The sequence below is a fragment of the Sulfurimonas sp. HSL3-2 genome (assembly GCF_039645965.1).
GTDB classification, from domain to species: domain Bacteria; phylum Campylobacterota; class Campylobacteria; order Campylobacterales; family Sulfurimonadaceae; genus Hydrocurvibacter; species Hydrocurvibacter mobilis.
On sequence record NZ_CP147917.1, the window covers coordinates 2,100,218 to 2,121,999 of the forward strand.

Annotated in this window: 27 protein-coding genes and 1 tRNA gene; 18 read left to right on the forward strand and 10 right to left on the reverse strand. The window is 39.3% G+C overall.

Annotation, left to right across the window (positions count from 1 at the left end):
* Positions 1 to 15 precede the first annotated feature (15 nt).
* Positions 16 to 104 (forward strand) — tRNA-Ser (locus WCX87_RS10620).
* A gap of 33 nt (positions 105 to 137) precedes the next feature.
* On the opposite strand, the gene WCX87_RS10625 is transcribed toward WCX87_RS10620, so the two are convergent.
* On the reverse strand, positions 138 to 440 hold the full coding sequence (locus WCX87_RS10625; protein ID WP_345979859.1) for a monooxygenase: 303 nt from the start codon (positions 438 to 440) through the stop codon (positions 138 to 140).
* 69 nt (positions 441 to 509) lie between these two features.
* Between WCX87_RS10625 and WCX87_RS10630 the strand changes: the two genes are divergently transcribed.
* Complete coding sequence (locus WCX87_RS10630) at positions 510 to 935, forward strand: winged helix-turn-helix transcriptional regulator (protein ID WP_345979860.1); 426 nt, start codon at positions 510 to 512, stop codon at positions 933 to 935.
* 87 nt (positions 936 to 1,022) lie between these two features.
* Here the strand turns inward: WCX87_RS10630 and WCX87_RS10635 are convergent, their stop codons facing one another.
* From WCX87_RS10635 to WCX87_RS10650, 4 genes are all read right to left on the reverse strand, one after another.
* Positions 1,023 to 2,297 (reverse strand): putative porin, encoded by a 1,275-nt coding sequence (locus tag WCX87_RS10635; RefSeq protein ID WP_345979861.1) that lies wholly within the window; start codon positions 2,295 to 2,297, stop codon positions 1,023 to 1,025.
* Between the two features lie 146 nt (positions 2,298 to 2,443).
* The gene (locus WCX87_RS10640; protein WP_345979863.1) at positions 2,444 to 3,067 is read right to left on the reverse strand and encodes a winged helix-turn-helix domain-containing protein; all 624 of its coding nucleotides are present in this window, start codon (positions 3,065 to 3,067) and stop codon (positions 2,444 to 2,446) included.
* A 74-nt stretch (positions 3,068 to 3,141) separates the two neighbouring features.
* The gene (locus tag WCX87_RS10645; RefSeq protein WP_345979864.1) at positions 3,142 to 3,429 is read right to left on the reverse strand and encodes a hypothetical protein; all 288 of its coding nucleotides are present in this window, start codon (positions 3,427 to 3,429) and stop codon (positions 3,142 to 3,144) included.
* Between the two features lie 75 nt (positions 3,430 to 3,504).
* Entirely contained in the window at positions 3,505 to 3,669 is a 165-nt protein-coding gene (locus WCX87_RS10650) for a hypothetical protein (protein ID WP_345979865.1), read from the reverse strand.
* A gap of 156 nt (positions 3,670 to 3,825) precedes the next feature.
* Between WCX87_RS10650 and WCX87_RS10655 the strand changes: the two genes are divergently transcribed.
* Positions 3,826 to 5,034 carry an NAD(P)/FAD-dependent oxidoreductase gene (locus WCX87_RS10655; RefSeq protein WP_345979866.1) on the forward strand — a complete coding sequence of 403 codons (1,209 nt, stop codon included), beginning with the start codon at positions 3,826 to 3,828 and terminating at the stop codon, positions 5,032 to 5,034.
* Between the two features lie 27 nt (positions 5,035 to 5,061).
* Here the strand turns inward: WCX87_RS10655 and WCX87_RS10660 are convergent, their stop codons facing one another.
* Positions 5,062 to 7,251: a diguanylate cyclase gene (locus WCX87_RS10660; RefSeq protein WP_345979867.1), complete on the reverse strand. Its 2,190-nt coding sequence runs from the start codon at positions 7,249 to 7,251 to the stop codon at positions 5,062 to 5,064.
* Positions 7,252 to 7,314: 63 nt separating this feature from the next.
* Here WCX87_RS10660 and WCX87_RS10665 point away from each other — a divergent pair, with 63 nt between their 5' ends.
* Positions 7,315 to 7,731 (forward strand): secondary thiamine-phosphate synthase enzyme YjbQ, encoded by a 417-nt coding sequence (locus tag WCX87_RS10665; RefSeq protein WP_345979868.1) that lies wholly within the window; start codon positions 7,315 to 7,317, stop codon positions 7,729 to 7,731.
* A gap of 6 nt (positions 7,732 to 7,737) precedes the next feature.
* Here the strand turns inward: WCX87_RS10665 and WCX87_RS10670 are convergent, their stop codons facing one another.
* The 3 genes from WCX87_RS10670 to WCX87_RS10680 are packed head-to-tail and all read right to left on the reverse strand — an operon-like array spanning position 7,738 to position 11,166.
* Positions 7,738 to 8,364 carry an arylesterase gene (locus WCX87_RS10670; RefSeq protein ID WP_345979869.1) on the reverse strand — a complete coding sequence of 209 codons (627 nt, stop codon included), beginning with the start codon at positions 8,362 to 8,364 and terminating at the stop codon, positions 7,738 to 7,740.
* Between the two features lie 34 nt (positions 8,365 to 8,398).
* Entirely contained in the window at positions 8,399 to 10,018 is a 1,620-nt protein-coding gene (locus WCX87_RS10675; protein WP_345979870.1) for a YcaO-like family protein, read from the reverse strand.
* The gene (locus WCX87_RS10680; RefSeq protein WP_345979871.1) at positions 10,015 to 11,166 is read right to left on the reverse strand and encodes an MFS transporter; all 1,152 of its coding nucleotides are present in this window, start codon (positions 11,164 to 11,166) and stop codon (positions 10,015 to 10,017) included. The genes WCX87_RS10675 and WCX87_RS10680 overlap by 4 nt, the downstream gene beginning before the upstream one ends.
* 223 nt (positions 11,167 to 11,389) lie before the next feature.
* On the opposite strand from WCX87_RS10680, the gene WCX87_RS10685 reads away from it, so the two are divergent.
* Complete coding sequence (locus tag WCX87_RS10685) at positions 11,390 to 11,608, forward strand: cold-shock protein (protein ID WP_345979872.1); 219 nt, start codon at positions 11,390 to 11,392, stop codon at positions 11,606 to 11,608.
* A gap of 21 nt (positions 11,609 to 11,629) precedes the next feature.
* Here WCX87_RS10685 and WCX87_RS10690 read toward each other — a convergent pair whose 3' ends face one another.
* Entirely contained in the window at positions 11,630 to 11,983 is a 354-nt protein-coding gene (locus WCX87_RS10690; protein WP_345979873.1) for a hypothetical protein, read from the reverse strand.
* A gap of 235 nt (positions 11,984 to 12,218) precedes the next feature.
* Between WCX87_RS10690 and leuC the strand changes: the two genes are divergently transcribed.
* From leuC to soxZ, 13 genes are all read left to right on the forward strand, one after another.
* Positions 12,219 to 13,487 (forward strand): 3-isopropylmalate dehydratase large subunit, encoded by a 1,269-nt coding sequence (gene leuC / locus WCX87_RS10695; RefSeq protein WP_345979874.1) that lies wholly within the window; start codon positions 12,219 to 12,221, stop codon positions 13,485 to 13,487.
* Between the two features lie 10 nt (positions 13,488 to 13,497).
* Entirely contained in the window at positions 13,498 to 14,586 is a 1,089-nt protein-coding gene (locus WCX87_RS10700; protein WP_345979875.1) for an OmpA family protein, read from the forward strand.
* A complete protein-coding gene (mobA, locus tag WCX87_RS10705; RefSeq protein ID WP_345979876.1) occupies positions 14,586 to 15,164 on the forward strand; it encodes a molybdenum cofactor guanylyltransferase MobA in 579 nt (192 codons plus the stop codon). The genes WCX87_RS10700 and mobA overlap by 1 nt, the downstream gene beginning before the upstream one ends.
* 60 nt (positions 15,165 to 15,224) lie before the next feature.
* Positions 15,225 to 15,695, forward strand: coding sequence for a cyclic pyranopterin monophosphate synthase MoaC (moaC, locus tag WCX87_RS10710; RefSeq protein ID WP_345979877.1), 471 nt, complete (start codon positions 15,225 to 15,227; stop codon positions 15,693 to 15,695).
* The gene (locus WCX87_RS10715) at positions 15,676 to 15,945 is read left to right on the forward strand and encodes a DUF493 domain-containing protein (RefSeq protein WP_345979878.1); all 270 of its coding nucleotides are present in this window, start codon (positions 15,676 to 15,678) and stop codon (positions 15,943 to 15,945) included. The genes moaC and WCX87_RS10715 overlap by 20 nt, the downstream gene beginning before the upstream one ends.
* Before the next feature lie 21 nt (positions 15,946 to 15,966).
* On the forward strand, positions 15,967 to 17,025 hold the full coding sequence (locus tag WCX87_RS10720; RefSeq protein WP_345979879.1) for a DUF6781 family protein: 1,059 nt from the start codon (positions 15,967 to 15,969) through the stop codon (positions 17,023 to 17,025).
* Positions 17,026 to 17,103: 78 nt separating this feature from the next.
* Positions 17,104 to 17,691, forward strand: a complete 588-nt coding sequence (locus tag WCX87_RS10725) for a DUF2231 domain-containing protein (RefSeq protein ID WP_345979880.1) — start codon at positions 17,104 to 17,106, stop codon at positions 17,689 to 17,691.
* A gap of 26 nt (positions 17,692 to 17,717) precedes the next feature.
* Entirely contained in the window at positions 17,718 to 17,885 is a 168-nt protein-coding gene (locus tag WCX87_RS10730) for a hypothetical protein (protein WP_345979881.1), read from the forward strand.
* Positions 17,882 to 18,166 carry a hypothetical protein gene (locus WCX87_RS10735; RefSeq protein ID WP_345979882.1) on the forward strand — a complete coding sequence of 95 codons (285 nt, stop codon included), beginning with the start codon at positions 17,882 to 17,884 and terminating at the stop codon, positions 18,164 to 18,166. The genes WCX87_RS10730 and WCX87_RS10735 overlap by 4 nt, the downstream gene beginning before the upstream one ends.
* 261 nt (positions 18,167 to 18,427) lie before the next feature.
* On the forward strand, positions 18,428 to 19,756 hold the full coding sequence (gene soxC / locus WCX87_RS10740) for a sulfite dehydrogenase (protein ID WP_345979883.1): 1,329 nt from the start codon (positions 18,428 to 18,430) through the stop codon (positions 19,754 to 19,756).
* Positions 19,737 to 20,909 carry a c-type cytochrome gene (locus WCX87_RS10745; RefSeq protein ID WP_345979884.1) on the forward strand — a complete coding sequence of 391 codons (1,173 nt, stop codon included), beginning with the start codon at positions 19,737 to 19,739 and terminating at the stop codon, positions 20,907 to 20,909. The genes soxC and WCX87_RS10745 overlap by 20 nt, the downstream gene beginning before the upstream one ends.
* A gap of 19 nt (positions 20,910 to 20,928) precedes the next feature.
* Entirely contained in the window at positions 20,929 to 21,381 is a 453-nt protein-coding gene (locus WCX87_RS10750) for a thiosulfate oxidation carrier protein SoxY (RefSeq protein WP_345979885.1), read from the forward strand.
* Positions 21,382 to 21,428: 47 nt separating this feature from the next.
* Positions 21,429 to 21,731 carry a thiosulfate oxidation carrier complex protein SoxZ gene (gene soxZ, locus WCX87_RS10755; protein ID WP_345979886.1) on the forward strand — a complete coding sequence of 101 codons (303 nt, stop codon included), beginning with the start codon at positions 21,429 to 21,431 and terminating at the stop codon, positions 21,729 to 21,731.
* Positions 21,732 to 21,782 lie beyond the last annotated feature (51 nt).

The following is a 21,782-nucleotide window of genomic DNA, read 5'->3' on the forward strand; positions in this document are numbered from 1 at the left end:
TCAGTCTTCAAACGCGGACAGTTGGGAGAGCTGGTTTAATCCAGTCGCCTGGAACGCGGCCGTAGGGCAACCTACCGAGGGTTCGAATCCCTCACTGTCCACCATCTCTACACCATTTATCAATAATTTTCTAAATCCTAAAGTGACGCATTATCTATCAGGCTAAGCGGTTCGTTTACATTAAAGATCTTCGCTCTTATGTCTGTATATCCAAACGATGCCAATCTTTTTGTATGCTTTTGCAGGTATCTGTCTGCATCTTTTAGATTGTCAAAGAGATAGATCCCTCCGGCTTCTTTTGTTTCTTCATTTTCTGTCCATATCTTCCATATCAGCCCCTCTTCATTGGCTATATCTTTTGCCAAGTCGGTAAATGCTTCTGAAAATTCCTCTTTAAACGGTCCTGCATGAGGAAAGTCTACTTGTAACAGATATTTCATGTTATACTCCCAAATATTTTATGTACGAAAGTATAGTGTCAAAATAAATTTATGTCAACTAGGTTTACAATGTCTTTATGTTTTTTATCTTTAGAAACGACAAAAGTCTTTAATGAACTCATACTAAAAAATTTACAAAGCAATGGATTTGAGGACTTAAGTGTAGCGCTAATAACACTTTTCCCCTATATAGACGGAGATGAGAAGATAACCGCGTCACAACTCTCCAAACTGGTAGGATACTCCCGTCAGGCTATGCATAAAAACATAAAAAAGCTAGAAGAAGCAGACTACATCACACTCCTACAGGAAAATCAAAAAGAGAAGATCATCAAGCTTACACTAAAAGGCAAAGAGCTGATGAGCGTAGCGAACCGCTATATATCGACCATAGAAAATGAAGTATCTGAACTTATCGGGAAAAAAGAGCTAGACAAGTACAAAGAAAACCAGATGAGACTCTATGAGTATTTAAGATCAAAGGTTGTCTTTTGAGTACAAAAGTAGTGGTTATCGGTGGGGGTTTGAGTCTCTCACTGCCCACCACCAATCAATTTATTCTAATCCAATAAATACGTAATGTTAGAATTTCAGGATAACATCTAACTGCACACGTTCATAGTATGCTTCTGAGTGACTACTGCCATCTCTATTTGCGTAAAGTTTATTATAAAAGAATGTTGCAGCAAGGTCTGTATGTTTGCCAAATTTATATTTTGTTCTAATCGCATGTCCTTTAGCAGCAGTACCGCCACCAAAGTTATCAGAGTCACTATGAGCACCCAATACAGCATCTTCTTGAGTATCAGTATACGAGTACTTCACTTGCCAATCATGAACATTTTTTGCTTTACCTATTTGAAATGCTAGATCGTATCCAAAGTTATTATTGCTTGCTTGAGTGTTATATGCTACTCCGGCAGCAATTGCAAACGGTTTGCCAAACAGGTCTTTGTACTTCAACTCTCCGAATGCTTCTACAATGTTGTAATCATTTTCAAATACACCGTTTACTAAAGTGTTACCCATACCTTTATTATTATTGGCGCTGTAAAGAGGTGTATTTCCTTTAACACCGTCATAGTAATAAACACCTGCACCTAAATTTAAGTGAGAATTTTCTAATTTAATTTTCTCTACATATTGTGCTACAACAAGATTAATAGTATCTCTGGCAACAGAATCCTCAGCATACGTCGGTTGGTTCACACCTAAGTTAATGATGCGAGAATCATTTTCATACTTATAGTTGATACCATCGAATGAGAGATCATTATCCCAAACAAGCTGTGACTTGATCGGTCTGTAAAGCATATATGGTTCTCTACCAACTTTTAATGTATGATTTCCATCTTGATACGTCAAGCCTAAAATATTCACTCTTAGTGATTGCCAAAAGTAATCACTTAAAGCTCTATCCTCAAATGTTTGGTTACCCGAAGTCGGATTTGCATATCCACTTCTCATACCGGCGTCAAACGTTAGCTTGTCAGTTAAATCAATAGCTGAAATTAATCTTAATCTGTATCTGTTGTGATAAGTTGGAGTCTTCTCATATCCATCGTCATAGTTATATTCTTTACTTTCATATCTTAATCTTAAATCACCTTTGAAATGAAATCTGTTCAAGATACTACCTTCACTGTTTGAAGAACTTTGCTCAACTTCCGTAATTGTAGTTTTTGGTGTTGACTCTACTGCAGCATTCTTTGTATACTCACCAAGTATCGTGCGACCTTCGCCTGGAGTATTGAAAATTTCTCCAGTAGCTTTATTCGTATAGATTGTCATTGTCTCTGCGTGTATTGCAGTACCTAGTGTTAATGCGGCCATTGTAGAAAGAATAATTTTATTCATGTTGTTTTACCTTGTAATTTTTAAATTGCTTAGGCCTTTGTAAAAATAAAGGCTATTCCTAAGCTTTAGATACAGAAGTTTAATTTCACAACATTACTTCCGTACTACAAAACCATTACAAAGTCATTACATTAAGGTGTTTTTAGTTAATCATTCTGCAGCATGTAGCCCAACCGGTCTCTGGCTTCTATATATTTATCAGCATTGTAATCTTTGAGTTTTTGTTTAAGTCTAAAAATCGCAACTCTTAATTTGCTGACATTTCCTTGTGAATATTTTTCATTCCAGATATTTCTAAAGATCTCCTGTTTAGTAAGTAAAACACCTTTGTTTTCAAGAAGATAAGAAATTATTTTGTATTCAATCGCTGTGAGCGTAACTTTAGTTCCATCAATATATAGACACTTGTCAGTATGATTCAATACAATATTTTTATATTCTATTGAATCTTCAGATGACAAAATGGATTTTATTCTTATCTTGATCTCATCCTTTGTAAAAGGTTTCACTATAAAACTGACATTTTTACTCTGTAAAACTGTAGAAAACTTCGGTAATACCTCAGGTTCTATAACCAATAAAACGCCTTTATAAATATCCAATACTTTTGTTACAAACTCAACATCCGTTGATGAGGTAACCTCTAGAATCAGGCTGTTATTATGTGTCTTATACATGTTTACATTTTCTAGTAAATTTATATCAAAGTAAAAACTACTTTGTAATGTTTGAATTATTTGAAGATCACTCATGACCACATCAATGCTCATTTATTTTCCTATTTTGTTGGTATTTGAAATTTTTTTATTGAACTGAATTCAATAGATTTGGATTAGAAAATAAATTACGATTGCGGAGGTTTTGGGTTTGCAGAGTCTATGTACTCTTTATAAGCAGTGTAAGGTGTATATATCTTTTGCGAAGAAGGCGTGAAGTATAGGGTAAGTTTGAAGTGGTCTTTAGCAACCTGGTCATCAAGTTGATTTATGTCTATTTCTGAAACTTCTTCAGAAGTTTCTTGAGAAAAATCAATGGTGACATCAAATGATTTTTGGTATTCTGTTGCAATATTTAATTGAGCAAAAAGAGAACTTGTAAAAATCAAGAAAAATAATGTAAACAGATACTTCATAAAAGAATTTTAGTATAAAAAAAGAAATATGAGAAGTTTTAATATTTTATAAGACAGTTGATCAATAATGCAGCTCTATTCTTGATCAAGATCTTCCAATAAAGTATCGAGACTATCAAGGCTCTCAAGAAGCCAATCTAAGCTAAGATTTTCTTCTACATCATTGTTATTTTCAATCTCTTTTTTTTGAGATTCTATTTCTGCTTGAACTTCTTGTTCAAATGATTCGTTATTATCCATACAAAACTTTACACGAATAGAATTACATTTCGATTACATTCAAGCTGGCAATATTGCAAAAAGTCTTTTAATCAAATTAAGAGCATCTTTCGATCAAGCTACATTATTGCTACCTTAACTCTGTATAATTGTAAAAACAGAATCAAAGGTTGTCAGTTGCGAACAAAAGTAGTGGTTATCGGCGGGGGTTATGGCGGGTTGCGCGCCATCGAGTTTTTGGCAAAACATAATGACGTCGACATAACGCTCATCGACAAAAATCCTTACCATTACTTACAGACCGAAGCTTACGGCTACATCGCGGGGCGTTTTGACATCCATGAGATCGCCATCGACCTTGATAAATGGTGCCGCGGATTTAAGAACAGAGTCGACTTTCTTTATGAAAAAGCGACTGCGGTGGACTATGAAAACCAAACCGTCACTACGGAAAAACAGCAGCTTTCATTTGACTACCTCATCGTCGCTACGGGAGCACAGACAAACTTCTTCTCTTTTATAGAGGGGCTTCGTGAGAACAGCTACGGCGTGAAAAACCTCATGCGTGCTTATAACTTCAGAAAAGAGTTTGAAAACCTCATCTATAAAAAACTCCAAAACGAAGAGATAAATAGCGGTGAAGATATCAACCTTGCCATCGGCGGAGCGGGCTTAAGCGGTGTGGAAGTGGCTGCAGAGATGGCACATGTCATCGAGATCTACAGCAAAACTCTGGGCGAAAGGGCTAAAAAGATAAAGATCTATCTTATCGATGCGAGCGATACCATCCTTCCGGGAATGAGCTCATACATAATCTCAAATACAAAGAAAAGACTTGAAAAACTTGGTGTCAATATACTCACCAGCGCATTTATAGAAAAACTGGATAAGACGACTATCTATTTTAAAAACGGCGAACAGTTAAAATACCATTTCATGATCTTCACGGGAGGCATCAAAGCTTCTTCTCTCAACACGAAACTGGAGTGTGAAAAGAACAGGATCGACCAGCTCATCGCTGACGGGGAGCTCAACATCCACAACAGCAAAAACATCTTTGCCGTAGGCGACTGCGTCGAGATAAAAGACATGCACGGCAAGCTGCTCCCGCCAACGGCGCAAATAGCCGAAAAAAGCGCGGAGTATGTGGCAAACACCATCCGCAAAAGGATAGACGGCAGAGCCAGCCAGCCGTTTCATGCCGATGTCAGCGGGATATTTGTAGCTCTTGGAGGCACATATGCAGTCGGAGAGATGTTCGGTTTTGTCAAGGTAAAAGGCTATACGGCGTACCTGCTCAAAAAAGCGATAACCTACGCCTATTTCCTCGGTCTGCATCTGCGCATAAACGCAGGATACAAAAACAGGATAAAAGACACTCTTTAAAGCCTAAGACTCTCACGCTTTACTGAGTCAGTCTTTATAGAACTGAAAGTTATCCTTGCCTTTGTCTTTTGCCTTATACATTGCGGCATCCGCATAGATGAGCAGTTTGTCTGCGTCCATGTTTGCATCATCGGAAAAGAGACTGATACCGATACTGCATGAGACCTGTAAAGCATGTCCATCGATGACCAGAGGTCTTGACAGCGCATCGAGGATCTTTTGTGCTAAATGTGCTGCATCCTCTTTTTTTGTTATATCTTCCATGATGACCGTAAACTCATCTCCGCCAAGTCTTGCCAGAGTATCCTCTTCACGGATCATCCCTTTTATGCGAGATGAGATCTCCTGAAGGACTTTGTCTCCGATGGCATGACCGAGAGAGTCGTTAATGGGTTTGAATCCATCCAAGTCGATAAAGAACAGCGCAAAATCACGTTTATGGCGTTTTGCTTTGACTATGGTCTGTGACAGTCTGTCGTTAAAGAGCAGACGGTTAGGAAGTTTTGTGAGGCTGTCGTGATGCGCCTGATATGCAAGCTGCATCTTTTGTTTGAGTATCTCACCTTCTATCTCTTTTCTGTCATTGATATCCGTCCACATTACATGTAAGACCTCTGTCTTGTCTAAAGTGATAGGCGTCAGAACCACCTCTATCCAGATCTCCTCTTTCGTCTTTGTAAGATGTTTCCACTCAAAGGTGTGAGCACCGTTTTTTAAGGCCAAAGCGTTCATCTCATAGGACTTTTCTTCACTTTTTTTACCGTCTGGCTGATACTCCGGCGATAGCTCCGAAGGTCTTAAATTCAGTACATCGTCTCTTGAATCGCACTTGAGGAGTTTGATAGCTGCCTCATTACAGTCTATAAACCTGTTTGCTTCGATATCGATGATAAGCACACCGCTTAACGTGTTTTTAAACACCAGTTCATAAAGCTCTTTTTGTTTTTCAAGTGCATGGTCTTTTTGTTTTAGCTGATCATTCGTCTTTACGAGTTCTTGTGCATACTCTTCATTCTCTTTGAGTGTCACTTCCACTAGATTCATCAAAGCGTTGATGGTCATCCCGCTTTGTTGAAAATCTTCATCTTTTAAACTCTTTTTATTGCTGTTGACCTTTGTCTCCGAGAGACCAAGAACAGTTGTCGTCACATTTAAGAGTTTGTTGCTCTCAGCACCTCGGTAAAACTCTCCATAAGTAAAGAAGCCTGCCAAAGGAGCGATTTTCGATAAAGGGAAGAACTCACACAAGACTCCTTTGCCCAGAAAAGCTTTTCTTGCAATACAGGAATATAAGAACATCCCCTCTATGGGATGGCTGAGTGCCAAGTTATAGTTACCAAGTGCAGCAGTGGCAAGCATATTTGGACTTCCGACTCCAAAACGCACCTCTTTGCCCTCGGGTATTTCACCCGCATAGACTATGCCGCCGTCATCTGTCAGTGCTATCATCGATCTGGCGATATCTATATCGGTTTCATGGATTATAAGTGGAAACTCGATAGCAGAGACCGGCATCTCTTTTACGGTACTTTCACCCAGATACTTGGCATAGACGTCTTTTACGGGAAGATTATCAAGTTCATAAAGAACATTGCCTTTTGATCTTGTGACTTTCATCTTTTTACCGATGGCTTTCCAGCTCAGGTTATAGGTATGAAAGACCTCTAGTTCAGGACTTGAAAGAGATACCGCGACAACACCGTTGTCAAAGACTTCATTACCGTGGATACAGTATGTCTGTTGAAAAAGTCCGTTATCTCCCGACATCCCTCCGGCGATTATGAGCTCTTTAGAAGATCTGCTGTCAATAGCTTTGAGTATCTCATCGCCGTTACATTTCATCCCGTCTGCGAACATAATGAGACACTTTGTGTCATCATCGACTATGCTCTCAACTATACCTTTGCCCATTATCTGAGAACTTTTATCTGCGATATGAATACTTTTTAAGTTTGTTTTTTCAAAGAGAGCCATTGATATGAGAATGGTTTTCTCCTCTATCTCTTCATTATATATCTCTCCGCCTGTCGTACTGCCGATAACTACAGCGTCTGGGAGTTTTTGGGTGATAGTCTTTGTAATGCCATGTATGATATCCGGATCGATTATTCCGGCGAAGATCTGTATTAAAATGGAATTTGAAGATGCTGGAGAGTGTGCATCAAGCCAGGAGACAAGCGACGCTTGAGTATCATATCGATAAATGTGATGAACCATACATACTCCTCAATATCTTCCTTTTTTATCACTTCTACAGCTAGATATCGGCAAAATCTCTTTATGAAATTTATACAGACAGAGATAAAATTGCGATCAAGACCTAGAGGATTTCACATCATCACGGATGAGATACTCGAGTCCATCGAGCTTTCAAGCATAAAAATCGGCATGTTAAATATATTTTTAAAGCACACAAGTGCGAGTTTAAGTATAACTGAAAATTATGAAAAAGAAGTAAGAGATGACATGGAAAACCTCATGAACGAGCTTTGTGACGGGAAAAATTACTATACACATACTTACGAAGGAGACGACGATATGCCAGCTCATGCGAAGTCTTCACTTCTTGGAGCATCGCTAAATATCCCCATTACAAACGGCAGACTGAATCTCGGGACATGGCAGGGAATATGTCTGGGCGAGCACAGAGACCGTGCGACCCAGAGATCAATTGTACTGACAGCAAGCGGTATATAAAAAGTTTTACTTCTGCAGAACACCTTCGTCTTGCAAGACCTCTATAAAAGCGTCCGCCATCATCTCATAACCTTTTTCGTTGGGATGGACATAGTCGCTTTTTAGTTCTCTGTGAAGTTCTATCTGACTGAGTATCTTGCCCTCATACATCACTCCCGTCTCTTTTGCAACCTCTTTGTAAAGTCCGAGTGTCTTAAAACCCAGTACATGAAAATCGGGTACACCGACAAGCAAGACTTTTGCACCGCTTCGCTTTATAAGGTTGACCATCTTGATGAGATTATTTTTCAGCTGTTCATGCGAACGTTTACGCAGGATGTCGTTACCGCCGTGGCACAAGATGACAAGAGCAGGTCTTTGTTTTAAAAACTGCGGAAGGCGTTTGAGCCCTTCGGCTGATTCTTCACCTGGGATGCCGGCATTTATGATGTGGTATCCTGTCTTCTTTTCAAATTCGGCAGGGTAACTGTAGTCTATGGGAGCTCCGTAACCGTACGTAAGGCTGTCGCCGAATGCAAGGATGACCCTATCTTTTTTGAGCGGTTCATTAGGCACGCCTCTGCTCTCCTTTATATAGGTCAAGACTCCAAAGACAAGAAATAGTAATAAAGCACCTAAAGTAGTTTTATTCATACAACAAGTATAACAAAAAAAGAAAGCTTTATCCCTAATGGATCGCTTTTTTCTTCAGCTCCAGTCTGTCGTACATTGCTAACATGTTGTTATATTCCTCATGAAATGCTGTGTCAATAAAAAGCTCTTCGCCTTTTATTACATGTAAGGCTTTTTGTACGCTCTCTTTTGAAAACACATCACTAAGAGCCTGCGCATACTCTTCGTAACCGTGTCCCTCTTCATCCATCTTTATAAGTTCTATGATGATGCGGGATACCTTTTTGTCACTGTACTCCAAGATATCCAAAGCATCCTCTGTGTTTCCAAGAAGAAGGTGCATCTGCGCTTTGAACTCCGCCATCGTAAACGGGGTCTTAAAGATAACGCCTATGTATTTTTCTACATTAAGCGAATCATCAAGCGGCTCGATAGCATCGAGGATATCCTCCGCATCATAATCCTGCATGTTCAGCACCATGTCTCTTATGAGCTTCGCACTGTTTTTGTTGTTATAGATAAGGTCGTCTATCGGGTAGACCTCGGAGATGCCAGGTACGATAAGCTGGCATGAGTAAAACCCGAGATAGTCATACTCTCTTACATAAAGTTCCTTGTCCATCTGAAACAAAATGTTTAAAAGATAATTGTATTCATCTTCACACCCTTCTCCACTGTAGTTCCAAGGAGTATGTTCAAAACTCTTTTGCGAACTCAAAAATCCAAATCCCATCTTGCCGTTTGAATCCACGAAGTGAGACTCAAGGTTAAAACTGTTTGAGACAAGACTCATATCGAAAGTCGGGACTTCAAAGCTTTCGAGATTATCCAGTCCGCGTCCCTGCATAAGCTCCGTCATCGTCCTTTGAAGTGAGACCTCAAGTATGGGATGCGCTCCGAAAGAGACAAAAAGCGATGATGTCACAGGGTTGATAAGAGAGATGGCAGTGACGGGAAACTTTCCGCCCAAAGATGCGTCCAACACTTCGACTATGAAACCTTTTTCACGCAGTGCGCTTACATCTTCATACAGCTGTGTAAAAGACTCTACCAACTCATCTGGAAACTTCGGAAGAGCGTAGCCGTTTTTGATGATCTCTATCTTTGCATAACGCTCAAAGATCTCGCTGAGTGCCTGTACCTGTGCCTCTTTTGGCGTATTACCCGTTGCAAGACCGTTACTTACATAAAGATTGCTCAGGATATTTTGCGGAATATAGACGATCTCTTTTGAAGAATTTTTCACAAACGGCAGTGAAACTATTTTGTCCTCGTAGTCGCTGTTGTAATCTACAAGATCTTCTCCGCTTAACTCTCCGTTTGGATCATACACTTTTGACAACTCTTCGCTTAGATAGTCATCCATAAAATCAAAAACCACCTCATCAGGATAATACTTTCTGTTTGGAAGGTAAAAGTCTATAAAGAAATTGTTTGTCTGAAGTCTCTCGATATATTCGCCCAATGCACTGGCAACAGAAGCGTCAGAAAGAACACCTTTGCCGTTTGAGTAGATATGACGCGGTGCCTCTTTGGAAGCCAGATTGACCGAATAGCAGTGAGAAAGAGGATGTTTCTCCTCTTTAAACACGACCTCGCATCCCACATCCGCCAAGACAGACTTCATATTGGTTATGGATTCCTCTAGCGGAGCGTTTTTGGATAATAGATTCAATTCTTGCCTTTTTTTAGTTTACTGTATGACCCGGCCACAAGGACTATCGAACCCAGAGATATGCCTGTGACTACGAAAAAGTGCTGTACTCCGAAGTAGCTCACGACAGGATGAAAGACGATAGGAGAGAAAAACTGTCCTAAAAAGAGCGAGCTTGTCAGATAACCCGACGACTTGACGCGTTTTGTATGATGCACTTTGCTCAGCATCCAAGCCGAGACATTTGTCATCAGTATTCCTCCGCCAAATCCCATAATAGGCGATGTGAAAAAGAAAAGGTCCACATTACGTACTAGACCGATAAGTATGAAGCCGATACTTATGATCGCCATCCCTATGATATAGATGGTCGCGAACGAGAAATACTTTTTGAGCTTTGCAAAAGTCAGAGCGCCCAGACCGTTGGAGACGAATGCAAGTGCGATGATAGCACCCGTCAATGTTCCGCTTGCTCCAAAATGGTTGATGATCAAAAATGGCATCTGTGTCGGCAGAATATAAAAGATAAGCATCAAGATAAATGCCAAAAGATATATCATGAAGATATTTGTATTAAGGTCTATATCTTCATCCTCATCCTGACCTGTAGCTTTTTCTTCCAAAAACTTCATCGCAAACGGAAGCAGCAAAAGACCGACAAGATAGATACCAAACGGGTATCTCCAGTCGATATCTGAAAGGTATCCGCCGCCGATAACAAAGAAAACACCGCCGAATGAGATGAAAAGACTTTGTATCCCCATATATTTGTGACGCGCTTCGCCTTTAAAATAATCACCTATCAAAGAGGTGGTGACGATCATCAAAACACCTATGGCGATCCCAAGCAGAAACCTTGAAAACAAAAGCTCTTCTATGGTCTGCAGATAAAGCCCCGCACTTCCCGCTGCGCTAAAGAGCAGCAATCCCGCTATGGCAGAGACATACTTGCCTATTTTATGTATAAAATGTCCTATGAAAGGAGCTAAAAACGCTATTGCAAGAGATGGAAGTGTGATCATCATACGCGACAGAAATTCTATGTTCTCGACATCTGCAAAATGGTTTTTCAGATGCGGTAACATCGTTACGATAGCGACATTTGACATCATTGTAGTCATCGAAAGAAGGAGGAGGGTAAGCTTTGTGTATCTACCTATTTTGTGCACTTTTGAACTCTTTTTATGTAAGTATACTATTAAATAACAAAAAATTGTTTGCATTGTTCAAAATAAAATGATACAATGTGTTTGATGAAAGATGAGGTTCGAATTCATCTTTAGTGTGTTACGTTATATAATCTGCTAAAAGAATAGACTTTCCTCGACTTTGACTCCGTTTCATATTAGGTATTACTACTATGAATTGTATTTTCCCTACTAGAGGTATTTTATGGCAGAATTGCTACATGGAACTGTTAAATGGTTCAACGAAGAAAAAGGTTATGGATTTATCCAACAAAACAATGGCGGTAACGATTTATTTGTTCACTTCCGTCAAGTAAACAGAACAGGTCCTGGACGTGTTTCTCTAGCTGAAGGTCAAGCGGTGACTTTCGAAGTTGGTGAAGGTCAAAAAGGTCCTCAAGCGGAAAACGTTACACCAATGTAATTTCTATGTATAGACTTCGGTCTATACATCTTCATCCCACAAAACACTTATCCCGTATTCTCTATCCAATATCACCCATTTAAAGTACTCTTTTTTTGCATTTGCACTGTAAAGTCTGACTTTTACCTGTTCCTCTTTTAAAAGCGTTCTTATCTCATTTTCCCCTATCGCTTTTTTATTCCAGCGTCGCAACTGATTTTGAAATATCCTAAAACTGCATGTCGAATCCGGTGTAAGTTCTGCAAAATCACTCTCATAATGCCAGTGAGCATTTGAGCATGCATATAATTTTAAAGGTTTTCCTTCCACCTGTATCGCTCTGACCTCGATCTTTCCATCTTCACAATATGGACATTTTCCCAATAATTTAGACAAAATAATCCTTTTTTTCCAATATTAACATCAAAAATTTTAAATTTATAAAAATATTTCAAAATGTCATCAACTCTAAATGGTATAATTCGCAAAACAAAATGAAAAACTCTGACACTATTGTGTCAAACTTTAGTAGCCTCAGCGGCTCGAGCGAAGAATAAGGGACTTTTGTTCCTTATTCGGACTAATAAAATGGGGTTCCTTCATTTTATAGAATAAAATTAAGGATTATATTATGGGCCAAACCATTACTGAAAAGATATTTTCCGGTCATGTCGGACACGAAGTCTATGCGGGTGAGATCATCCGTTCTAACATCGACATGGTCATAGGAAATGACATAACTACTCCTATCTCTATCAAAGCGTTTGAGGACAGCGGAGCAACAAAACTTGCAAATCCGGACGGGTTTTCTATCGTACTTGACCACTTTATCCCGGCAAAAGATATTGCAAGTGCCAACCAAGCAAGAATAAGCCGTGATTTTGCAAAAAAACACAATCTTAAAAACTTTTTTGATGAAAAAGATATGGGGATCGAGCACGCGCTTCTTCCGGAAAAAGGTCTTGTCGTTCCCGGTGACGTTATCATCGGTGCAGACAGCCACACTTGTACACACGGTGCATTAGGTGCTTTTTCTACAGGTATGGGTTCTACGGACTTGGCGTTTGCTATGATCACGGGAGGCAACTGGTTTAAAGTCCCTGAGTCTATCAAAGTCGTTCTTAGCGGAAAACCTGGTAAATTCACGACAGGTAAAGACATCATCCTTGAGATCATCCGTATGATCGGAGTCGACGGTGCACTTTACAGAACGTTAGAGTTCACTGGAAGCACGATACCTTACCTTACTATGGATGACAGATTCTCTATGTGTAACATGGCTATCGAAGCTGGTGCAAAAAGCGGAATAGTCGCGTATGACGATGTGACAAAAGAGTTTCTTGCTGACAAACCTTTAGCACGCGAACCGAAAATATACCACTCTGATCCTGACGCAAAATATGTGCAGGTCCTAGAGATAGACGTTGCAGCACTGGAGCCTGTTATCGCTTATCCGTTCCTGCCGTCTAACGGTCATTCTGTAACTCAAGCCGTTGCAGACCACATCAAGATCGATCAAGCGTTTATCGGTAGTTGTACAAACGGAAGACTAAGTGACCTTAAAGTCGCTGCTGAGATACTTGATGGAAAAAGAGTCCACCCTGACGTTCGTCTTATCATCACTCCGGGTACTCAAAAGATCTTAAGAGAAGCTACGAAACTCGGTTACATAGACATCCTAGTCGATGCAGGCGGAGTCGTGAGTAATCCTACTTGTGGAGCTTGTCTAGGCGGATATATGGGAATACTTGGTGACAACGAAGTAGCCGTTTCTACGACAAACCGTAACTTTGTCGGCCGTATGGGGAGTAGAAGCTCTAAAGTCTACTTAGCAAACTCAGCGGTTGCTGCTGCATCTGCTATTACAGGATATATCACCGACCCTAACCATATGGACTAAAAGGTTAAAGATGAAAAAGCTATCTGTTATTACGGCATTTTTACTGTCATCCCTGCTTTTTGCACGGCAGTATGATTATGAGATAACTCCTCTTGCCGGTTATAACATAGCCGAAGGTAATCTAAACCTTAAAAACCAGTCGCTTGCGGGCGCCGAATTTCAGATAAACAATATCGGGATGCCTGTAAGCTCGGAACTTTCCATCCTCTATTCAAACGCGGACCTTGATCCTAGCGGCAACGGCAGTACAAATATCTACCGCGTCGCTTTAAACGGTGTTTATGAATATGACAAAGTCTCTTTGATGACCCCCTTTGTAAAAGCGGGACTTGGTTATGAGACTATGAGCAACCGCGCTACTGCTATAACAGGAAACGAAGACTCTCCTTTTGCCGATGTCGGTGCAGGTATAAAAGTACCCTTTACAAACAATATCGCTCTAAAGCTTGAAGCTGTTTATATGCTAAAGATAAATGGTGAAAGATGGGATAATAATTTGGCACTTCTTGCCGGGATAAACATCGCATTCGGTGACTCAAGAGCAAAACAGCTGCATAAAGATATCTATGTGGACAACAGTGCAGAAGAAGCACGTCAAGCAGCAGAAAAAACAGCCAGAGAGAAAGCCGAAGCAGAGCGAAAAGCAGCTGAAGCAGCAGCTTTAGAAAATGCAGATGATGACGGTGACGGTGTCAAAAATGCTTTTGATAAATGTCCAAACACTAAAAAAGAGGTCACTGCAGTCGATGCCGAGGGTTGTATGAAAGAGGTAAACCTGCAGATCAACTTTGAGAATGCCTCTTACAGTGTCGATGAAGAATCAAAAAAGAACATCCAGATATTAGCAGAGTTCTTAAAAGCTATTCCGATCTATAAAACTGAAATTATCGGCTATACGGACAATGTCGGTAAAGCATCAAACAATCTAAAGCTTTCACAAAAAAGAGCTGAGGCTGTAAAGACCCTGCTGGAAAAAGAGGGTGTCTCTGCTGAGAGGATCAAAGCCATCGGTATGGGTGAAGAAGCACCTATCGCTGATAACGCTACTGCAGAAGGACGTTCAAAAAACCGTCGTATTGAAGCGAGACTTATCAAATAATGATAGATACACCATGCATTATCTTTGCCGGAGGGAAAAGCTCCCGTATGGGTGAAGATAAAGCTTTACTGCCTTTTGGAGGCAAGCCTACTCTTATAGAATTCCAATATGAACGTCTGAAAAAAATATTTAAAAATCTTTATATCTCTTGCAAATCATCCAAAAAATTCGATTTTGAAGCAGACTTTATCGAGGATGCAGATACTGGAGATATTTATGCTCCGACTACAGGCTTTGTGACGATCTTTGACACCTTACATGTAGAGCAGATATTTGTTTTAAGCGTCGATACGCCTTTTGTAGGCGAAGCGGAAATAAAAAAGATCTTACAACACAAAGACGAAGGCTATGATGCAGTCATAGCAAAGACTCCAGAGGGTACACATCCGATGTGCGGACTCTACAGTAAAAACCTGCATGCAGATTTTAAAGATATGCTAAAAAACGATGAGCATAAACTCGGAAAACTTCTAAAAGAATCAAATACACTCTATATAGATTTCAGTGATGAACACCCTTTTTTAAACTTAAATTATCCTCACGAATATAAAGCTGCCCTACTACACTCGATCCATTAACAAAAAAATATCTTTACTTTGGTATAATCAACCTATAACATTTAAATAAAGAAACGAATTATGAATTTAACACACTTGGATGAAAAAGACAGACCGAAGATGGTCGACGTATCTGAAAAGAACCAGACCACAAGGATTGCCGTAGCAAGCGGGATCATACAGATGAGCCAAGATGCTTATGATGCTATCGTCAACGAAAAAGCAAAAAAAGGCCCTGTACTTCAGACTGCCGTGATCGCTGCCATCATGGGAACGAAAAAGACAAGCGAACTTATCCCTATGTGCCATCCGTTAAATCTTAGCGGGATCAACTGTGACGTAGAGGAACTGCCGGAACTACCCGGGTTTAAACTTGAACTGACTGCAAAACTGACAGGTCAGACTGGAGTGGAGATGGAAGCACTCACAGGTGTAAGCATCGGGCTTTTAACGATCTACGATATGGTAAAAGCAATAGACAAAGGGATGGTTATTAAAAACGTCCAGCTTGAATCAAAAGAGGGAGGCAAAAGTGGAAATTATAAACGATAGTCAAGAGAAACTCGTACTAGAATACCCTTGCAGTTGGTGTTATAAAGTCATAGGACATCACGAACATGAGATCCATACTGCAGTCAAAGAGATCATACTTGAAAAACCTCATACGCTTAAACTTTCAAATGCGAGCAAAACGGGTAAATATGTAAGTATGAACCTTGATCTGATAATAGCGAACGAAGATGAGAGAACATTTATATATGAAGCGCTTAAAAACCATCAGCTTATAAAAATGGTCTTATAACATATCCTAAAAGGAAATAAAATGAATATCGAACAGTTTGAAAGAGACATCAAGACAAGTTATAAAAGCATTGAGAGCGTATCGCTTCAAGAACGCATTAAAAAGCTTTTAGAGCATATTGGGCAAGAGTGGAATATCGACACAAAAAAGCTCACGCTGCATGAACTGAAGATCATCGCTTCAACTGTCATCGATGCCGAGACACTAAGTCTTCACGACGAAGTCGAGGAGCTGCTTGCAAAACAGGAGCAGATCCAAAGACAGATCGATAAAAAATCCCATGAACTACAAACTTCTAAATATGATCTGTTCAATAGTATAGAAGAAGCGCTAAGCGATGCTCCAAAACAAACTATTTCCAAACTTCATCAGATAAAACTTCAGTCGATCGATCTTTTTGATATGTTAAATGAAATGGTTGAGTCGGCTATTCTGACAGCTTTGGAAAAAAATGATAACGATACCGAAGAAACTATAGAAGAGATCATTAAAGACATCACATACGAAACTATCAACGAGGGTCCTCTAAACAGCATTAGGATCAGAAAAATACTTTCCAGTATTATCCAAACAGCCGTGGATGTAGCAGAAGCTACGCCGAACCAAGCGAACAGCATACTTAAATCGACTCTTAAAGGGACGAAGACAGGTCTTATAAAATCGATCTATAGATTCAAACAACAGCTGCTTTATATGCCTGATGAAGTAAAAGCGATACTTGTCAGCGACTATGACAACACTTTTGACGAACTGATGCATACCGATGCCGTGTTCACACAGGTCATAAGCAGCATCTCGCTTTCTAACTCCGCACAAACGAAAAAGATACTTGAAGAGATAGCCAATAATATGAAGTATGATTTAGAAGAACTGGTCCATATCTCTAAAGAGACTGTAGAAGTCATGAAAGACAAATTTAGCGCCATTAAAAAAGATGCTATGCTAAGAGGCTCAAAAGTCTTGAAGTCTGAAAAAGCACAAGAAGCAAAACGAATGGGTATCCAAGCATGGGGAGTTGCAAGGTCTGCTCTTGAAAATGCCATCAAGTCAGCTAAAAATGCGATTGATAAAAAAGATTAACAATAAGATTAAGTTATCTCATATCTTTTTTCCATATAATACCCCGCAACTTAAAACAAAACGATATAGGAGTTATCTATGATGTTACACCCGGCAACAGTTCACTTTGCAATGGTTCTACCAGTCGTCGCTTCAGTATTTGGAGTCATCTATCTTGCTAAAAGATCAGAAGGTATGGGCAAAATATCTGCACGTGCGACTTTGATCGCTGCTTTAGCAGTAATAGGCGTTTGGTATACAGGAACCCAAGCAGGACCTCTAATATATCACTTTTTAAGTCCTGATGGACAAAAAGAGCTTTTAGCGCATAAAGCACTTGGAGGATATCTGGCGATCGCGATGGGTATTATCGCAGTATTACAATTTCTTGGATGTAAATTGAAAAAAGTTGCTCTTGAAGCATTAGCGATTATCTTATTATTAGGTGCGACAGGAACTATCTTCCTTCAAGGCAAAGACGGTGGAGAGATCGTATATGAGCATGGACAGCCGTTTGAGATGTATCAGCTTACAGACTATCTAAACAACAGTGACGAGCTTGAGATGGCAGATGATGTAGACGCTGCTGTAGGTATGGTCAAAAAGAAGATAGACACTATCTCTAAAGTAACACCTGCAAAGATCCAAAACCTAAAAACAGTCGAAAAAGAAGATGATGAGGATTAATCCTCTCATCTTTAAAGAGCAATCTAATGGATAGAAAAGAAGACAACATTTCACAAACAGAACCATCTCCTCAGATCAAAGAAGAGCTACAAAAACAACTTCAGGACTACACAGACAATCCATCGAACTTCACTTCATATTTAGAAACGATGAAGAAGATAGATCAATGGTTGAACTCTGGAGAAAAAAAATGAAGATCGTCAGTTCACCTCTTTATGAAGAGCAGTTAAAATCGGTTTTAGGCTCATTTTTCGGTGATGATATCAAAGGTGCAAAAAGTTTTAAACTTTACCTCGATACTATTATATTGAATATGCCGACTAAAGTGAAGAAGTATAAAAAGTCTATCTTTTTTGATAATGAGAATATCAAAGATATTGAACATCAAGGGTTTACAATACCATTTTTTGTTGATGATATAAATAATACTTATGTCGTGCTTGGAATTATAAGTAATATAAATCATAATTCATGAAAAAAATTGATTATTAATGTAATTAATCAAAAATAAGTTTTACAAATGTGTGGTTTTGTAACAAAAGAAAACCAATTCTATAAAAATAATCGTATAAACATTCAAATTATTGTATCATTACGATGTGATATAATTGTGATACAAACAAATAAAGTTACATAAATCTGCAACTGGATTGCGTTTTAGTTCGTGACTTGACTAGTTTTTTACTATCACTTTTAACTAAATGGGTTATATCTATAAGCTTATAAAGGAAAAAAAATGAATGATAAGAATTCTCAAAAAAATCTAGAATCTTCATCTAATGATATAGAATATAAATTAGATAGAAGAGATTTTTTTAGAAAATCAGCAGCGCTATCTGCTACTGCTCTTGCTGGGACAAGCATATTTGCAGGTACAAAAGCAATGGCTGATGATCCGGCTATTATGAATGATGTGCCTTGGGGTATAAAATTCGGTGATCCGGTTACAAAAAACCGTTATGGGATGCCGTCAGAGTATGAACATAACAATATAAGAAGAAATACAAAACTATTATCTTCAGGTAACTGGTATGCGTCGATCGCGATGTGTCCGATCCATGAATCAGAAGGTATCATCACTCCAAACGGCCTATTCTTCAGTAGATGTCACGGTGGTGTAGCTCAGGTTGATCCGAATGAGTACCGTTTAATGATCCACGGTCTTGTAGAAAAGCCTATAGTACTAACTCTTGATCAACTTAAACGCTATCCAAGTGTTAGCCGTATTCACTTTATCGAATGTCCGGCAAACGGTGGACCTGAGTGGAAAGGACCACAATTCAACTCTATCCAATTCGCTAGAGGTATGATGAGTTCTGCACAATGGACTGGTGTATACATCAAAACTATTCTTGAAGATCTTGGTCTTAAACCAGAAGCATTATGGATGCTAGCTGAAGGTTCAGACAACTCAGAAATGGGAAGAACTGTTCCAATAGATAAAGTACTTGACGATGCAATGATCGTTTGGGGACAAAACGGTGAAGCACTTCGCCCAGAGCAAGGTTATCCTGTACGTCTTTTACTTCCGGGCTGGGAAGGTAACTTATGTGTTAAATGGTTAAAACGTTTAGAGTTCTCTAACGAGCCTTTCTACGCAAAAGAAGAAACAGCAAAATATACTGCTCTTAAACCAGATGGAAAAGCAGTACAACATTTCTATGCAAATGAAGTTAACTCAGTTATCACTTCACCATGTCCTGAAAAACCATGGACTGACCTTAAAAAAGGTGATCTAGTAGAGATCGAAGGTCTTGCATGGAGTGGATACGGCACTATTACTGGTGTTGATATCACATTTGACGGTGGTAAAAGCTGGACAGAAGCAAACCTAAAAGGTCTTGTTCTTCCTAAATCATGGACAAGATTTAGTTTCATGTACAAATATGAAGGTAAACCTCTAGTTCTTGGAAGCCGTGCTATGGATGATGCAGGTCGTATGCAGCCTACTATTGCTCAAGAAGTCGCAGTAATGGGTGTTGAATCTGTATATCATAGAAATGCAATCACTACATGGGAAGTAACAGCAAACGGGGAGGTAAATAATGTTCAAGTTAGATCGTAAATCGTTAGTATCAATCTCACTTATTGCTGCTGTATCAATCGGGTTAACAGCTTGTCTAGGTCAAGCAGCTCCAGGTTCAACAAGCTTTTCAAACGGCACTGTATCTCATACATATGCTAACGGTAAAGCTGTAATCGACGGTGGTGTGACTTATCCGATAGTTAACAACGAAACATCTGTGTATCATGTAAATACTGATACTCTTAAAGGCGGTTATACTTATGGCCGTACTCCGACTAAAAATGAATTAGAAGCATGGGCTACATCTGTAACTCCATACGCTCCACCACCACCGGGTGAAGGTTCAGTATCTGACGGTAGTGATATCTATGATGCAAAATGTGTTATGTGTCACGGAGATTTTGGTTCAGGCGGAGGCGGATATCCTTCACTTGCTAAGGGTAACGCTTATACAGGACAAAAACATCTGCCACTTGAAATGCGTAAAGCGAGCGGTGAAGGTCCTGCACGTGTATTCGGTACATACTGGCCACAAGCTAGTACACTATGGTGGTACATCAAAGAGGGTATGCCTCATCCGGCTCCAAAAAGCTTGACTGATGATGAAGTTTATGCACTTGTTGCATATATGTTAAACATCAATGAGATGAAAATAGACGGTCAACTAGTTGATGACGACTATGTGTTAGATCAAGAGAAATTCTTGAAAATAGAAATGCCTAATAAAGATGGTTTCGTGCCTAAAATCGATGGACCTCAAGGTACTGACAATGCACGTGCATACTTTAACGATCCTAAAAACATCGGTGCTCAAACTGTTGATGCTCGTTGTATGAAAGATTGTATTAAAGGTGATGTTCAACTAACTCGTATTAAAATAGAAACGAAAGATTTCTTACCGCCAATGTCAGTTGCAAGAGATTTACCTAAAGCTGAAGGTAACGGTAATACTAATGCTGCTGCTATGAAGCATTATGAAGATTCTTGTAAAATGTGTCACGGTGCTGACGGCATGGGTGCTCCAGTATTTGGTAACAAAAAACAATGGGCTCCATTCTTGGCAAAAGGCATAAAAGAAGTGTATAATAACGGTATCAATGGTATAAACGGAATGCCTCCAAAAGGTGGATCAAGTTTATCAGATGCAGAATTTAAAGCTGTTGTTGACTATATGGTTAACGCAAGTAAATAAATCAAACAAAGGAAAAAGAATGCAAAGAAGAAAATTTTTAAGTTTAGGTGCTTTAGCAGCTGCTGCTGCTGTTGTACCAGCAAGTCTAAGTGCTGAGGATTTCAGAAAGTCAAAACCAGCTGTATGGACAGCTAAAACTGTTGATGATGCAATCGCAAAAATGTATGGTAAAACTGCAACTAGCAGTGATGCAATCACACTAACTGCTCCAGAAGTAGCAAGTAACGGTGGTCAAATTCCTGTAGGTTTTAAAACTGATATCCCTGCTAAAACTGTTGCAGTATTTCAAGATGCTAACCCTGAAAGTGCTGTAGTTGCATATACTGTTTACCCAGAAAGCGTAATTGATTACTCAATCAAAATGAAAATGAAAGCAAGTGGAACTATTACTGTAGTTGTTGAAGGTCAAGATGGAAAACTTTACTCAGCTAGCAAAAAAATAAGTGTTGCTCTTGGTGGTTGTGAAGGCTAATTTGCCTTTGCAATATAAATAAAAACAAATAATATAAAGGAAAATTTATGAAAATTAAAGCAAAACTAAAAGGTGATGTTGTTGATGTTAAAGTTATGGCTAAACATGAAATGATGACATACGATGTAGCAGAGAAAAAAACTGGAAGCAGAGATAATGCTAACTTCATTACTTATATCACTGGTAAAGTAAACGGTAAAGTTGTATTCGAAGCTTCTACTAGCCAATTCCTATCTAAAAACCCGATCATCACATTCGCTTTCAAAGGCGCTAAAAAAGGTGACGAGTTAACTATGACTTGGGTTGATCTTAAAGGTAATACTGTAACTGATACAGCACCAATTAAATAATTCTGTGAGGGTTATCGCGACCCTCATTTGAGTGAGAGAAAGGATAGTTAT

What these genes read in the sequence shown, in the direction of transcription:
- WCX87_RS10625 (WP_345979859.1), bottom strand. Translation starts at nt 440, where the DNA reads ATGAAATATCTGTTACAAGTAGACTTTCCTCATGCAGGACCGTTTAAA.
- WCX87_RS10630 (WP_345979860.1), top strand. Translation starts at nt 510, where the DNA reads ATGTCTTTATGTTTTTTATCTTTAGAAACGACAAAAGTCTTTAATGAA.
- WCX87_RS10635 (WP_345979861.1), bottom strand. Translation starts at nt 2,297, where the DNA reads ATGAATAAAATTATTCTTTCTACAATGGCCGCATTAACACTAGGTACT.
- WCX87_RS10640 (WP_345979863.1), bottom strand. Translation starts at nt 3,067, where the DNA reads ATGAGCATTGATGTGGTCATGAGTGATCTTCAAATAATTCAAACATTA.
- WCX87_RS10645 (WP_345979864.1), bottom strand. Translation starts at nt 3,429, where the DNA reads ATGAAGTATCTGTTTACATTATTTTTCTTGATTTTTACAAGTTCTCTT.
- WCX87_RS10650 (WP_345979865.1), bottom strand. Translation starts at nt 3,669, where the DNA reads ATGGATAATAACGAATCATTTGAACAAGAAGTTCAAGCAGAAATAGAA.
- WCX87_RS10660 (WP_345979867.1), bottom strand. Translation starts at nt 7,251, where the DNA reads ATGGTTCATCACATTTATCGATATGATACTCAAGCGTCGCTTGTCTCC.
- WCX87_RS10665 (WP_345979868.1), top strand. Translation starts at nt 7,315, where the DNA reads ATGAAATTTATACAGACAGAGATAAAATTGCGATCAAGACCTAGAGGA.
- WCX87_RS10670 (WP_345979869.1), bottom strand. Translation starts at nt 8,364, where the DNA reads ATGAATAAAACTACTTTAGGTGCTTTATTACTATTTCTTGTCTTTGGA.
- WCX87_RS10685 (WP_345979872.1), top strand. Translation starts at nt 11,390, where the DNA reads ATGGCAGAATTGCTACATGGAACTGTTAAATGGTTCAACGAAGAAAAA.
- leuC (WP_345979874.1), top strand. Translation starts at nt 12,219, where the DNA reads ATGGGCCAAACCATTACTGAAAAGATATTTTCCGGTCATGTCGGACAC.
- WCX87_RS10700 (WP_345979875.1), top strand. Translation starts at nt 13,498, where the DNA reads ATGAAAAAGCTATCTGTTATTACGGCATTTTTACTGTCATCCCTGCTT.
- mobA (WP_345979876.1), top strand. Translation starts at nt 14,586, where the DNA reads ATGATAGATACACCATGCATTATCTTTGCCGGAGGGAAAAGCTCCCGT.
- moaC (WP_345979877.1), top strand. Translation starts at nt 15,225, where the DNA reads ATGAATTTAACACACTTGGATGAAAAAGACAGACCGAAGATGGTCGAC.
- WCX87_RS10720 (WP_345979879.1), top strand. Translation starts at nt 15,967, where the DNA reads ATGAATATCGAACAGTTTGAAAGAGACATCAAGACAAGTTATAAAAGC.
- WCX87_RS10725 (WP_345979880.1), top strand. Translation starts at nt 17,104, where the DNA reads ATGATGTTACACCCGGCAACAGTTCACTTTGCAATGGTTCTACCAGTC.
- WCX87_RS10730 (WP_345979881.1), top strand. Translation starts at nt 17,718, where the DNA reads ATGGATAGAAAAGAAGACAACATTTCACAAACAGAACCATCTCCTCAG.
- WCX87_RS10735 (WP_345979882.1), top strand. Translation starts at nt 17,882, where the DNA reads ATGAAGATCGTCAGTTCACCTCTTTATGAAGAGCAGTTAAAATCGGTT.
- soxC (WP_345979883.1), top strand. Translation starts at nt 18,428, where the DNA reads ATGAATGATAAGAATTCTCAAAAAAATCTAGAATCTTCATCTAATGAT.
- WCX87_RS10745 (WP_345979884.1), top strand. Translation starts at nt 19,737, where the DNA reads ATGTTCAAGTTAGATCGTAAATCGTTAGTATCAATCTCACTTATTGCT.
- WCX87_RS10750 (WP_345979885.1), top strand. Translation starts at nt 20,929, where the DNA reads ATGCAAAGAAGAAAATTTTTAAGTTTAGGTGCTTTAGCAGCTGCTGCT.
- soxZ (WP_345979886.1), top strand. Translation starts at nt 21,429, where the DNA reads ATGAAAATTAAAGCAAAACTAAAAGGTGATGTTGTTGATGTTAAAGTT.